This window comes from Terriglobales bacterium (assembly GCA_035561515.1).
GTDB lineage: Bacteria > Acidobacteriota > Terriglobia > Terriglobales > Acidobacteriaceae > DATMXP01.
This window is the reverse complement of the sequence record DATMXP010000027.1, coordinates 226984-239704: the sequence shown is the minus strand read 5'-3', so window position 1 is coordinate 239704 and position 12721 is coordinate 226984. Positions and strand designations below refer to the sequence as shown.

13 protein-coding genes are annotated in these 12721 nt (G+C 58.0%); 2 read left to right on the top strand and 11 right to left on the bottom strand.

The window, feature by feature from the left end; genetic code table 11:
* Positions 1 to 21: 21 nt before the first annotated feature.
* Entirely contained in the window at positions 22 to 780 is a 759-nt protein-coding gene (modA, locus tag VN577_13830) for a molybdate ABC transporter substrate-binding protein (GenBank protein HWR15902.1), read from the bottom strand.
* Positions 781 to 805: 25 nt separating this feature from the next.
* Here modA and VN577_13825 point away from each other — a divergent pair, with 25 nt between their 5' ends.
* Positions 806 to 1306: a cupin domain-containing protein gene (locus VN577_13825; protein ID HWR15901.1), complete on the top strand. Its 501-nt coding sequence runs from the start codon at positions 806 to 808 to the stop codon at positions 1304 to 1306.
* 48 nt (positions 1307 to 1354) lie between these two features.
* Here the strand turns inward: VN577_13825 and VN577_13820 are convergent, their stop codons facing one another.
* The 10 genes from VN577_13820 to hfq form a co-directional block, all read right to left on the bottom strand.
* Positions 1355 to 1759: a F0F1 ATP synthase subunit epsilon gene (locus VN577_13820; GenBank protein HWR15900.1), complete on the bottom strand. Its 405-nt coding sequence runs from the start codon at positions 1757 to 1759 to the stop codon at positions 1355 to 1357.
* Positions 1760 to 1763: 4 nt separating this feature from the next.
* Positions 1764 to 3212, bottom strand: coding sequence for a F0F1 ATP synthase subunit beta (atpD, locus tag VN577_13815; protein HWR15899.1), 1449 nt, complete (start codon positions 3210 to 3212; stop codon positions 1764 to 1766).
* 71 nt (positions 3213 to 3283) lie between these two features.
* The gene (atpG, locus tag VN577_13810) at positions 3284 to 4318 is read right to left on the bottom strand and encodes an ATP synthase F1 subunit gamma (GenBank protein HWR15898.1); all 1035 of its coding nucleotides are present in this window, start codon (positions 4316 to 4318) and stop codon (positions 3284 to 3286) included.
* A 6-nt stretch (positions 4319 to 4324) separates the two neighbouring features.
* A complete protein-coding gene (gene atpA / locus VN577_13805) occupies positions 4325 to 5866 on the bottom strand; it encodes a F0F1 ATP synthase subunit alpha (GenBank protein HWR15897.1) in 1542 nt (513 codons plus the stop codon).
* A gap of 48 nt (positions 5867 to 5914) precedes the next feature.
* On the bottom strand, positions 5915 to 6451 hold the full coding sequence (atpH, locus tag VN577_13800; protein HWR15896.1) for an ATP synthase F1 subunit delta: 537 nt from the start codon (positions 6449 to 6451) through the stop codon (positions 5915 to 5917).
* On the bottom strand, positions 6451 to 7200 hold the full coding sequence (locus VN577_13795; GenBank protein ID HWR15895.1) for an ATP synthase F0 subunit B: 750 nt from the start codon (positions 7198 to 7200) through the stop codon (positions 6451 to 6453). The genes atpH and VN577_13795 overlap by 1 nt, the downstream gene beginning before the upstream one ends.
* Positions 7197 to 7661, bottom strand: coding sequence for an ATP synthase F0 subunit B (locus tag VN577_13790; GenBank protein ID HWR15894.1), 465 nt, complete (start codon positions 7659 to 7661; stop codon positions 7197 to 7199). The genes VN577_13795 and VN577_13790 overlap by 4 nt, the downstream gene beginning before the upstream one ends.
* Before the next feature lie 86 nt (positions 7662 to 7747).
* Positions 7748 to 9547, bottom strand: a complete 1800-nt coding sequence (locus tag VN577_13785) for a hypothetical protein (GenBank protein HWR15893.1) — start codon at positions 9545 to 9547, stop codon at positions 7748 to 7750.
* Between the two features lie 402 nt (positions 9548 to 9949).
* The gene (gene hflX / locus VN577_13780; GenBank protein ID HWR15892.1) at positions 9950 to 11347 is read right to left on the bottom strand and encodes a GTPase HflX; all 1398 of its coding nucleotides are present in this window, start codon (positions 11345 to 11347) and stop codon (positions 9950 to 9952) included.
* A gap of 8 nt (positions 11348 to 11355) precedes the next feature.
* Complete coding sequence (gene hfq / locus VN577_13775) at positions 11356 to 11661, bottom strand: RNA chaperone Hfq (protein HWR15891.1); 306 nt, start codon at positions 11659 to 11661, stop codon at positions 11356 to 11358.
* 255 nt (positions 11662 to 11916) lie between these two features.
* Here hfq and VN577_13770 point away from each other — a divergent pair, with 255 nt between their 5' ends.
* A complete protein-coding gene (locus VN577_13770) occupies positions 11917 to 12693 on the top strand; it encodes a urate hydroxylase PuuD (GenBank protein ID HWR15890.1) in 777 nt (258 codons plus the stop codon).
* The last annotated feature ends 28 nt before the right edge of the window (positions 12694 to 12721 follow it).

Sequence of the window (12721 nt, the reverse complement as noted above, 5' to 3'; positions counted from 1 at the left end):
GCCAAGCGGCATAGCATGTTTCTATTTCACGTCAGGCGATTGAAAGCCATACTTGCGAAAAATCGCCTGCGCTTCTGGTTTCTTCAGGAACTGAAGGAAGTCTCTGGCCACAGACTTCTTGTTGGACGACCTGACTACGATGGCGCCTTGTTCCAGTGCGGGATAGAGATCCGATGGAACGGCTATGTAGCGCCCTCGGCCTTGCATGGTGAGCGCCGAAACAAGAGAGAGTGCGACGAGTCCGATGTCGGCGTTACCCGTTTCCACGAACTGAGCGGCCTGCGAGATATTTTCACCGACGACTAATTTTGCAGAAACTTTGTCGTAGATACCGGCTTTGCGCATCGCAGCCTCGGCGGCGCGGCCATAGGGCGCGTGTTTAGGATTCGCAATGGCGATTCTCTTGATTGAGGGGTCGAGCAGGACTTGTATTCCCCGATTGAGATCCAGTTTCGACCCATTCGGAACCCAAAGCGCCAGCTTACCTACGGCGTAGCGATACAGGGTTCCCGGCTCAGCAAACCCGGTGGATTCTAGCTTCTTCGGGAAATCGACATCAGCGGAAAAATAGAGATCGAAAGGTGCGCCATTTTGAATCTGGGCGAAGAAGTTTCCGGACGACCCGAACGACAACTTCAGCGTGTTTCCCGTTGTTTGCTGATACTTCTTTGCAATCTCCTGCAGCGCGAAATTGAGATCGGATGCGGCGGCGACGCTCAACTCTTCCGCCGCGCACAACGAGGAAAACAGGAAGACCAGGAACAACCCGACCGTTTTCATTCAACTCAATGTTACGCTGGAACCCGTGAAAACTGCATTCAGTGCCGAAGACGTGATCCGCCTGCTCGACTTGAAACCGCTCACGGTGGAAGGCGGATACTTCAGCGAAACCTACCGTTCCTCGCTATCGCTCGATTTCCCCGGCTACAGCGGACCCCGGTCGGCTAAGACGGCCATCTATTACCTGCTCACGCCAGAATGCTGTTCGCGGATGCATCGTGTTCCGGGTGACGAGATGTTCCACTTCTACCTCGGCGAACCGGTGGAGATGCTGCACCTATCGCCGGACGGAGCAGGCGAAGTCATCACCATGGGCCAGGACATCGCGGCGGGTATGACACTGCAGCACGTCGTCCCCGGCGGCTGGTGGCAGGGAGCGCGACTGAAGGCCGGCGGACGCTTTGCGCTGATGGGAACGACGATGTCTCCGGGATTCGATTACAAGGATTACGAAAATGGAGACTTGGCGACGCTGGTGAAGGGCTGGCCCGGGTGGAAAGAATCGATTGCGGCGCTGTGTCCGTAAAAAACGAAACGCCGGACGCGAACGCCCGGCGCTGGAACTCTTGCTGAGCTAGTCTTTTTTCGCCACATCCAAACGAGCTTCGGCACGCTGCAAAGCTGCCTGAACGGCATCGTAATCGATGTCCGTTTTTCCGCTGGCCAGATCACGCTCGCAACGTTCCTTGGCGGCCTTCGCCCGATTGACATCAATCTCCTCGGGCTTTTCCGCGGTTTCTGCCAGGATCGTGACCTTGTCCGGCAGGACCTCAGCAAATCCCCAGGCAACAGAGATGTGCTTGGTCGTTCCCGCCGATTTATAGGTGATTTCGCCGACGGCAAGTTCGGTGATGAGCGGCGCGTGCCCCGGAAGCACGCCCAAGTACCCATTCTTGCCGGGTATCTGCGCCTCTTCCACGGCGTCTTTCACGACCAGCTTTTCGGGCGTGACGATCTCGAGTTCGAACGTTTGTGCCATGTGTTTACGCGGCGGCAGTCGCCTTCAGTTTCTCGGCCTTCGCCAATACCTGCTCGATGGTGCCGACCATGTAGAACGCCTGCTCAGGAATATCGTCGTGCTTGCCTTCAATGATCTCGCGGAAGCCCCTGATGGTGTCCTGGATCTTGACGTACTCGCCCTTGAAGCCGGTGAAGACTTCAGCGACGTGGAACGGCTGCGAAAGGAACTTCTGCACCTTGCGCGCGCGGGCCACGACGAGTTTGTCGTCTTCGGAGAGTTCGTCGATGCCGAGGATGGCGATGATGTCCTGCAAGTCCTTGTAGCGCTGCAGGATTCGCTTCACGCCCTGAGCCACTTCGTAGTGCTCAGCACCCACGACGTGCGGGTCGAGAATACGCGACGTGGAAGCGAGAGGATCGACGGCGGGGTAGATGCCCAACTCGGTTAACTGGCGCGAAAGCACGGTGGTCGCGTCGAGGTGAGCAAAGGTGGTAGCCGGCGCGGGATCGGTCAAGTCGTCGGCAGGAACGTAGATGGCCTGCACCGAGGTGACGGAGCCCTTGGTGGTGGAGGTGATGCGCTCCTGGAGTTCGCCCATTTCGGTGGCGAGGTTCGGCTGGTATCCGACGGCGGACGGCATACGTCCGAGCAGCGTGGATACTTCCGCACCGGCCTGCGTGAAGCGGAAGATATTGTCCACGAAGAAGAGCGTGTCGGCACCTTCTTCGTCACGGAAGTATTCGGCGACCGTGAGACCGGTCAGCGCCACGCGCAGACGCGCTCCTGGCGGTTCGGTCATCTGGCCGTAGATCAACGCGGCCTTGGAGTTCTTGGAATCGCCCGGCTTGATGACGCCCGACTCGGACATTTCGAGCCAGAGGTCGTTGCCTTCACGGGTGCGCTCACCGACGCCGGCGAACACGGAATATCCACCGTGCTGCTTCGCGACGTTGTTGATGAGTTCCATGATGACGACGGTCTTGCCGACTCCGGCGCCGCCGAACAGGCCGATCTTGCCGCCTTTGAGGAAGGGCTGGATGAGGTCGATGACCTTCACGCCCGTCTCGAACATTTCAGCGCGCGTGGACTGCTGGTCGAACGCAGGCGCATGGCGGTGAATGGGATACTTTTTCTCGGTGATGATGGGGCCGAGTTGGTCTACGGGCTCGCCGATCACGTTCATCACGCGACCGAGCGTGCCGTGTCCCACGGGGACGCGAATCGGGCCACCGAGATCGATCGCCTTCATGCCGCGTACAAGGCCGTCGGTCGGCTGCATCGAAACGCAGCGCACACGGCCTTCGCCGAGGTGCTGCTGCACTTCGAGGATGATGTCGATCGGTGCGGGAACGGTGAAGCCCTCGCTGACCACGCGAATCGACTGGTAGATCGGCGGGAGATTCGACTCGGAGAACTGAATGTCCACCGCGGGTCCGGCGATCTGAATGACTTTTCCGATATTGTCTGCCATATGAACTCTGTGTTGCCCCTCGGGGCTCAAAATCCTTTGCGTTACGTCCCACGGCTTCCGCCCCGGGCTTATTACATCGCGGCTGCGCCGCTCACAATTTCAATAATCTCTTTGGTAATCGAGGCCTGACGCACGCGGTTCATCGTCAGCGTGAGGCGGTCGATCATTTCTGTAGCATTGTTGGTTGCCGAATCCATCGCCGTCATACGAGCCGCCTGTTCGGCAGCGTTGGACTCGAGCAACGCCCGGTATACCTGTATGGCCACGTACTTTGGCAGCAAATTGCGAAATAGCTCTTCCGCTCCCTGCTCGTAGATGTAGTCGACTTGCGCGGTTCCGAACTGCGCCGCTCGCTCATCCACTTCGGTGGTGTCGGCCGCGTGGACGGAAATACCGGCGGATTGCGCGGCCTGCGCCGCCCGCTCGCGCGCATCCCTGTCAAGTTCGTCCACCTGCCGGATATCGTCCGTCCCGATTTCTTCGATGGGAAGAATTTCGTCGACGACCAGTCGCTGCGCGATTACCGACTTGAACTCGTTGTACAACAGGTAAACCGAATCAATTTCCCCGCACGTATATCGAGCGATGACATCCTCCGCCATCCCTTTCGCAAGGGCGAAAGTAACGGCCGGGATGCCGAAACGTTCGCTCCGCATCCGTACACGCGCTACCCGCGTTTCGGAATCGGCGGCCTGCACCGGGAACCGGCGGCGGAAGAAGTCACGCGCTTTGCGTCCAACCGCTTCAATGTCGACGTTCTTGTCAGGCTTGGATTCCAGGAAGCGCATCGCTGCCTTGAGGATGTTCGCATTGAAGGCGCCGGCGAGACCCTTGTCGGCAGTAACGACGATGAGGGCGATGTTGCGTTCCTCGCGGCGGGCCAACAACGGATGCTTCGCCTCGCCCGTTTCCGGATCGTACTCGTCGCCCCTGGCAACAAGCGAGTTCAGCACGTTCGTCAGCATCTGCGCATACGGACGGGCTGCCAGCGCACGGTCCTGCGCCTTCCGCAGGCGCGCGGCCGACATCATCTTCATTGCCTTGGTGATCTGGCGCGTGCTACGCACGCTCCGGATTCGACGCCGAATGTCGAGTACGTTTGCCATCGTTGTTTATTTCGCCGCCGCTGCCGCTTGCTGACGCTCCGCGACGAAACGTTCCTTGTATTCCTTCAGGGTCTTGTTCAAGTCGGACTTGATCTCGTCGTCGAGGGCCTTCTTGGTCTCGATTGCATTGAACAGACCGGGGTTCATGGTATCTACGTAGGCGTACAGGCCCTTCTCAAAGTCTCGGCACTGATCCACCGGGAGGTCATCGAGATAGCCGTTGGTACCGGCGTAGATGATCGTAATCTGCTTCGAGAACGGAAGCGGTTCGTACTGGTTCTGCTTCAGGATCTCCGTCAGACGCTGTCCACGATTGAGCTGGGCCTGGCTGGCTTTATCGAGGTCGCTGGCGAACATGGCGAACGCTGCCAGTTCGCGATACTGCGCGAGTTCCAGCTTCAGGCTGGCGCCGACTTGCTTCATTGCCTTGATGGCGGCGGAGAATCCGACGCGGCTCACCGAAAGACCGACGTTCACCGCTGGACGGATACCGGAGTTGAACAGGTCAGTTTCGAGGTAGATCTGGCCGTCGGTGATGGAGATGACGTTGGTCGGAATGTACGCCGAAACGTCGCCGGCCTGCGTTTCGATGACGGGCAGAGCGGTAATGGATCCGCCACCCAACTTGTCGCTGAGCTTGGAGGCGCGCTCCAGCAGACGGGAGTGGAGGTAGAAGACGTCACCGGGATACGCTTCGCGTCCCGGCGGACGACGCAGCAGCAGCGAGATTTCACGGTACGCCGCGGCATGCTTCGAAAGGTCGTCGTAAATGCAAAGAGCGTGCTGGCCGCGGTCGCGGAAGTACTCGGCAAGCGCGGTCGCGGCAAAGGGCGCCAGGTACTGCATCGGTGCGGGTTCGCTGGCCGATGCGGCAAGCACGATGGTGTACTCCATGGCGCCGGCGTCTTCAAGAACCTTGACCACCTGAGCAATCGACGAACGTTTCTGGCCGATGGCGCAGTAGATACAGATCAGGTCCTTCCCTTTGCTGTTGATGATGGTGTCGATCAGGATGGCGGTCTTGCCGGTCTGACGATCGCCGATGATCAACTCGCGCTGTCCGCGGCCGATCGGGATCATGGCATCAATAGCCTTGATACCGGTCGCCATTGGCTCACGCACAGGCTGACGATCGATCACGCCCGGGGCAATACGCTCGACGGGGTTGAAGTCGGTGGTCGCGATCGGGCCCTTGTCGTCGATGGGCTGACCCAGCGTGTTCACGACGCGGCCGATCATGGCTTTACCGACCGGGATGCTCATGATGCGCCCGGTGCGCTTGACCTCGTCACCTTCCTTGATCTCGGTGAAGTCGCCCATGAGCACGGAGCCGACCTGATCTTCATCGAGGTTCATGGCGATTCCGTACACGCCGTGCGGGAACTGGAGCATCTCGCCCGCCATGACTTTTTCGAGTCCATGAACGCGGGCAATACCGTCGCCGAGGGAAAGGACCGTGCCAACTTCGTCGACCGCGATGCGTGTTTCGTAGTTCTCGATCTGCTCGCGGATCAGTTTCGTGATTTCGTCTGCTTTAATTTGTGCCATTTGACTCTTCGTGGCCGCCTGCGCGGCGATATCTCGTATCTTCTGAAACTAAGAACTCAATGTTTCCTTCATCTTCATCAACTGCCCGCGAACCGACCCGTCGTAAATGGTGCTGCCCAATTTCACAAGGGCGCCGCCGATCAGGCTGGAGTCCGTTTGGTAATTTGCAAGAACGCGCTTCCCAGTCATGGACGCGATCTTCGATTCGATATCGCGGCGCTCTACTTCCGACAACTCGCGGGCACTGATAACGTCGGCTTCGGTCAGCCCCATCCGTTCGTGCATCTCGAGTTCAAAGGCACGAACAATTTCCTCAAGTTGATGAATACGGTGATGATCGATCAACACGGCCATGAAGTTGCGCACCGGCTTTGCCAACTCCATCCTGACGGCGATGGCATCCAGCAGTTTGCGTTTTTGCTCCGGAAGGATGGAAGGGTTCTCCCATACCCGGCGCAACTCCACGCTGGACTTCACCAGCTCGACAACGCTTCGGACCTGCTGGATGGTGTGATTGATATCCAGGCGTTGACTGACGATAACGTCGGCGAAAGCTCTCGCGTAGCGACTTGTGACGACTGCCATTACCGGCCGTCCTTTCCAAGTTGCCCAACGAAGTTGCGGACCAACGCCTCGTCGGTTTTGGGATCAACCTTAAGTCTCTTTTCGGCGAGTGCAACGGCGAGTTCCGCCGCATAAGCCTTCAATTCCCGGCGCGCCGACTTGGCTGCAGCCTCAATCTCATGTTCGGACATCTCGATGATCTTGCGGCGGTCCTCTTCCGCGGCAGCCCGAATCCGCTCTTCTTCCGCGATCGCATCCGCTTCTGCGGTTTTGCGCAGTTCGGCGATTTCGGAATCCAGCGTCGAAAGGCGGCCTTCGATATCAGTCAGGCGGCGGTTTGCGTCTTCGCTGGCATGGCGAGCTTCATCAAGACTCTTGCGTATGTTCTCCGTGCGCGCGCGGAACATGCCGGGAAGATTCTTCTTGAGGGCCCATCCGATCAGGAGGGCGATGATCAGGAAGTTGATAACAACCAGTACCCAATAAGCTGCCGTAAGGCTCAAGCCGGTGAGGCGAGCAAACATCTTCACGGAAGCGGACTGCTTGAATTCGGCGTGAGCGTCTTCCTCGTGACCCGCGGCCTCGTTTGAAGCGTGCGCGAGTTGATCTTTCATCCCCCCGGTAGCGGGGCCTTGGGGCTCGTGCTGACTGGTTTCCGACGCCTGCGCGCCGTGTTCGGGAGGGGCGGTTGCGCCATGTTCCTGAGCAAACGAAGAGGACAATCCCAGGGCCAGGACCAGACAGAAAAGTGCGATCGACCATCTCTTCATTTCGCACCACCTGCCACGGCCACCGGGCGAAGCACTGAATTGATCACATCGGCCGCGAGTTTCTCGACATCACCCTGCAAGCTGGCCTTCGCTGCCTGAACATCGCGCTCAATTGCGCTCCGGGCCTCTGCAACCTTTGCAGCAGCCTGCTCACGTGCCTGGTTCAGCAATTCTGTACGCGCTGCGACCGCCTGTTGGCGCCGGGCTTCCTGCGCTTTGAAGACAGCCAGTTTTGACTCGCGCAAACGCTGTTCGTATTCCGCCGTCTTCGACTCCGCGGCGGCCACGTCTGCGCGCGCCTTTTCGATAGCTCCCTGGGTTTTTGCGTAACGCTCTTCGAGGACCCGAAGCAGTGGTTTGTGAACAATGATCCGGTATCCGAAATACACCACCAGAAAGAGAATTATCGTGGGGATGGATTCGAGCAGTAACTCGCCTAGCTGTTTGAGCGTTTCATCCATGTGGGGATACAGTGGGCCGCGCTTGAAGGTTGTAAATGAGTGCTATGAAACTACTAACGTTACCAAAGACTTCCGAGTAGTGTCAATCAATCCGCGCCTTGCGACGAGGCCCGGACCGCTCGATTCTGAGTAGCCCTTCGGCTGTCCTTCGACTTCAGCTCTGAAGCAGATCCGGGAGCCGGAATCTGATAGACCCGAATGGTCTTCCCAATCACCGCAACGGGCGTATACCGGAGTAACCAGTCATACCCTCCATGGCCCTGCTTGGGGAATGTCCCATTGATGTCCGTGCCCAGGCGGAGCCGCGATTCACCAATCGCGATTGTCCCGGAAGCATGCATAAATGGCCGGAGTTCGGTTGACCGAGGCAGGCCAAGACGCTGAAGATCGGGTTTGCCCAGGAATGCGACCGCCAATTGATGGACCCGATTCCGAATGCACCAGTCCCGCAACTTTCCGACGTCTTGCCCCCAATCGAAGTCGGAATCGACCAGAATGCGTTGAGGCTCCCTGCCCCCTAATTCGTTGAAGTAGGTGAGATAGTCTGGCCGTGCCCGATATGCGGAGCCGATCTGCCAGGTCAGTAGCAGCACTAACCCGGCAGTCACCGCAGGTTGCCACCTGGTTTCAAGGCGCCACAGTTGGATCACGCCGATGGCCGCGACGATTGCGAGCATCGGGTAAATGGGAAGAACGTGCCGCACTCCGATATTGATCCGCCCCGGTATGCACGAAAGCAGGATCGCAGCGGCAATCAGTACTGGCAGCCACGCAGGAGAAAATCGACGGGTACGGCGGAGATCGAGCAGTAAAGCGGTTAACCCGGCGAATACAAAAAGCAGCGCGGTGATCGGAGTCTTGACGGCAACTGCGATCGGGAAAAAGAGGGGCGACCCTTTGCTCCCAACCGCTCCGAGCAGATATGTGGCGTGCCCTTCTCTCAAGTGCTGCATAAGCTCCGCGATTCCGGACGGCACCTGCGCCAGAGGAACGCCGGAACTCGCTATCGCGTACAGCATTGCACTTTTATCGGCGAGGTTCGCGGCGGCCCGTGGATGTCCACTGAAGACGGAAGCGGTGCTAAACCCGTACCACGCCCACATCGTGAGTAGCATCACCGCCGCGCACCACTTCAACGATCTGGTACTGATACGCGGAAGCGTGAAGTTTGATCGTTGTATCCACCAGGTAATGAGGAACGCTATCAGGAGAAATCCGGGCACTGAGAACTTCGTCAGCACTGCCGTTCCGAGAACAGCACCAAACGCTGCACTTCTTCTCGCGTTAGGATTCTCGCGCCAGTACCAAAACATCAGGACCGCTCCGGCCACGGAGGCGGCGGCAGCCATGTCTGTGGTGGCCAAACCGGCGTGAGCCAGCACGGCAGGCATAGTGGTGAATATGACGAGCGCCCAAAACGCACCCATCTCCCCCACGCTGCGATACGTCCACAGGTAGATCACCGCGCAGACGACCAGGAAAAACGGCAGCACTCCAAGCCGTGCCAGCGCGAGGTTTCGCTGGTAATCGCCGGAGTTAAGGATCGCGTTTCCCTCCAACATCATGTCCGGCAATCTCCTGCTCCGCAGGCCGATCAAGTACAGCGGGAGGGCGGCCATTACACGAGCCACCGGCGGATGTTGTGTTTCGTAGGTATAGGTCCGATGGGTCAACAGCTCCATGCCGCAAGCGACGTGTGCAGGCTCGTCTGATGTCTGTGTCAACTGTGTGTAGGTGCCGACAATTCGCCAGCAGGCGAGGAGAACAACGAGAAGACATGCAAGGCTCAGGAGCGGATTGCCAGACGCAACAGAGAAAGGCGGGCGCAATTGCATACGTCGTGAAATCTCCGCCGAACTGGAGATTTCTGCCGGACTGGCTTTCATAGCGGCGAGGCACCCTCCAGCGAGTTCGTTTCGCAGAAAGCAGAGCTCGTTGCCCGTGACGCACAAAAATCAGACGGTTTTCCGGCGCAACCTGATGGGCCGCATCGACGATACGGAACTCGTAGTTCCATAAATGTCGTTGTTCCAATGGTTTAGGAGTGTTTTCGGAATGCCCGCCGGCAAGAGTCGGGGTACCTTCGGCCATTCCCAATACAGGACAAAAGGACCTTAAGCCCTTGACTGGAGGCGTAACGGGGCTAGAATACTCATATCACCTCCGATCCGATTCAGGATCATATGGGCTGGTGATCAAGATAACCCGCATCTTGGTCGCTGGCCCATTTAGCTTTTGCCTGGAAATTACTTCGCTGAATTACTAACCCGAAGAGACGAACAGAGTTTTTATTGGACGAACTGCTTTACGCGGCGAATCACCGACTCGGGCGCCTGTACTTCAAGCATCACGTCGCCATCTTTGTACTCCCTCGAAAAGATCCGTGACCGTGCTTCAAGAAACGCAAGAACCTTCCCCTCACTCTGAGGAATGGTGAGGTGTACCCGACGCGGCGCATCTTCCGTCAGTGCTTGATCGATTTTTTCAAGCAATAGATCGAGACCCATTCGCTGTTTCGCCGAAACGTAAGCCAGGTCGTCCGTATTCGTCGCGTTCTGACGTTGCTCCGGCAACATCAAATCCAGCTTATTGAACACCTGGAGCCGAGGCTTGTCCTGCGCTTCGAGTTCCTTGAGCACCACTTCGACTTGCGCATCCTGTTCCGCTCGGTTCGTCGAGGTGGCATCGGAAACATGCAGTATCAATGCGGCCTTCTGCACCTCTTCCAAGGTGGCGCGAAACGCAGAAACAAGAGTGTGCGGCAAATTCCGTATGAAGCCTACGGTGTCCGACAGTAAGATCTTTCGCCGCGACGGGAGTTCAACTGACCGGATGGTTGGATCCAGTGTTGCGAACATTCTGGAAGACGCATAGACATCGGATTTCGTCAGCGCATTGAACAGGGTGCTCTTTCCGGCGTTGGTGTATCCGACAATGGCCACGGTTGCGACCGGAACCGATTCCCGGCGCTGGCGCTGCTGTCGCCGGACCTTGCGCACATTCTCCAGTTGCTCTTCGACGTGGCGGATGCGCCGGTTGATTTTGCGCCGATCGGTTTCCAACTGCGTTTCACCGGGACCACGTGTACCGATGCCGCCGCCGAGCTGCGACATCTCGATGCCTCGACCGGCCAGCCTGGGCAGGAGATATTTCAATTGCGCCAGTTCAACCTGCAACTGACCTTCTCGAGTGCGGGCATGGCGGGCAAAGATGTCGAGTATCAATTGCGTCCGGTCGATGATTCTTGCGTCAATTTCACGCTCGAGATTCCGGAGCTGAGAAGGGCTGAGGTCGTGGTCGAAGATGACCACATCTGCGTTGGACATCGCCGCCGCTCCGGCGATCTCTTCCACTTTGCCCTTACCGATGAGTGTTGCAGGATCGGGCCGGTCGCGCCGTTGCAGCACTTCTCCTACGATTTCCGCACCGGCACTCAGGGTGAGCTCCCGCAATTCGGCGAGTGACTCTTCCGCTCCGAACTTTGTCAGGGATTCGCTTGGTGTCGTTGTCTCGGCGGCCGCTCGAGCTGCTCTAGCCTGCGCGAGCTTCGGCGGGCGCACATCTCCCTCGGCGTCCGCTCCGGATTGCGGGGAACGTGGACGGTAATCGAGCCCAACAAGGAAGGCACGCTCTTGCGAGGTGCCCTCCCGTCTTTTGTCTTCTGCAATATCCCGGCTACTGCGCAAAACGGGAGCTAACCTTCTGTCCCCGAAGGCGGCGTAACTACGGCTCCAGCGGGTGCTGAAGATGAAGTCCGCGCCTCACCCATGCCGGTGCGCGGCTCGTGTGTTCCGCGAGGCATGACTACGGTTGAAATGGCGTGCTTGAAGATCAACTGCTCCTGGTTATTTGTCTCCAACACTACGGAATACTTGTCAAAGGAGCGAATGCGGCCCGTGAGTTTAACGCCACTCATCAGGTAGATGGTGATGATTGTTTTCTCTTTGCGAGCCGTGTTAAGGAACGAGTCCTGGATGTTCTGTGCCGGCTTGTTTTCCATTCTGCCGATCTCCTCTCTGTCCAGACCACAACACCCGCCGCCAAACTACCCCAGACCTCCCGGGGACAAACTGCTGGCGAAGTGGCACACCAATACGGCCACTCTTGCGAGCATCGATACGATACGGCCTCGTAATGAACATTTCAACCAAAAGCCGTATTTTCTTTATGTTGTACAATCGCCCGCATTCCCATTGCGACACTCGCCCGATGGGCGGTTTCGCCCAACCACGCCTACCCGGAAAGGACGAAAAAGATGACAAATGTCGCTGCGGTTGCGGCTTTTTACGTTACGGGCCTCATGATTCCCGCGGATGCTAACGCCACGGTGCAGGTGTTTTTACGTTGGATCCACCTATTTGCGGGCATCACCTGGGTGGGCCTGCTGTACTTCTTCAACCTCGTTAGCGTGCCCTTCATGAAGGAACTGGAGGCCGGAACCAGAAGCAGGGTCTATCCCGGATTGATGTCGCGCGCCTTGTGGTGGTTTCGATGGTCATCCGTGGTGACAGTGCTGATGGGCTTCGGTTACTGGAACATGATCGTCGCCGCAGATGCCCGGAATGCCCGCGCAGCCGGAATCGATGCCAGTGGAGGTGCGGCGATTTGGACGTTCCTGGTCATCTGGACACTTGCCTTCATGATTGAGATGGGCGTCCTTATGAGTCCGGCGGAAGGCCTGAAAAAAGGTCCGGTGCTTGGCATCGTCGTTGCTATCGTCGTGGTCGGAGCGTCCTATGCATATGTGGCGCTTAACTCTCACGGGTGGGAGAGCAACCGTTTGTTGTCGATCGGGATCGGCGGCGGGATGGGGTGGTTCATGATGTTCAACGTGTGGGGCTTGATCTGGCGCATGCAGAAGAAGATGCTTCGCTGGACGAGCGACAGCGCCCAGAACGGCACTCCCTTACCTGCGGAGGCGGCGAAGTTCGCAAGGCTGACATTCCTCGTCTCGCGGGTGAACTTCTTTCTGTCATTCCCTATGCTGTTCTTCATGGCAGCGGCGAGCCACTATCCGTTCCTCGTGCAGTAGCAACGAAAAAGGGGTGGCTTTCGCCACC

Bases quoted from the DNA above. Each gene is read 5' to 3' on its own strand.
- modA (HWR15902.1), bottom strand. From the start codon at position 780: ATGAAAACGGTCGGGTTGTTCCTGGTCTTCCTGTTTTCCTCGTTGTGC.
- atpD (HWR15899.1), bottom strand. From the start codon at position 3,212: ATGGCAGACAATATCGGAAAAGTCATTCAGATCGCCGGACCCGCGGTG.
- atpG (HWR15898.1), bottom strand. From the start codon at position 4,318: ATGGCAAACGTACTCGACATTCGGCGTCGAATCCGGAGCGTGCGTAGC.
- VN577_13820 (HWR15900.1), bottom strand. From the start codon at position 1,759: ATGGCACAAACGTTCGAACTCGAGATCGTCACGCCCGAAAAGCTGGTC.
- VN577_13795 (HWR15895.1), bottom strand. From the start codon at position 7,200: ATGAAGAGATGGTCGATCGCACTTTTCTGTCTGGTCCTGGCCCTGGGA.
- VN577_13785 (HWR15893.1), bottom strand. From the start codon at position 9,547: ATGAAAGCCAGTCCGGCAGAAATCTCCAGTTCGGCGGAGATTTCACGA.
- VN577_13770 (HWR15890.1), top strand. From the start codon at position 11,917: ATGACAAATGTCGCTGCGGTTGCGGCTTTTTACGTTACGGGCCTCATG.
- hfq (HWR15891.1), bottom strand. From the start codon at position 11,661: ATGGAAAACAAGCCGGCACAGAACATCCAGGACTCGTTCCTTAACACG.
- VN577_13790 (HWR15894.1), bottom strand. From the start codon at position 7,661: ATGGATGAAACGCTCAAACAGCTAGGCGAGTTACTGCTCGAATCCATC.
- atpA (HWR15897.1), bottom strand. From the start codon at position 5,866: ATGGCACAAATTAAAGCAGACGAAATCACGAAACTGATCCGCGAGCAG.
- atpH (HWR15896.1), bottom strand. From the start codon at position 6,451: ATGGCAGTCGTCACAAGTCGCTACGCGAGAGCTTTCGCCGACGTTATC.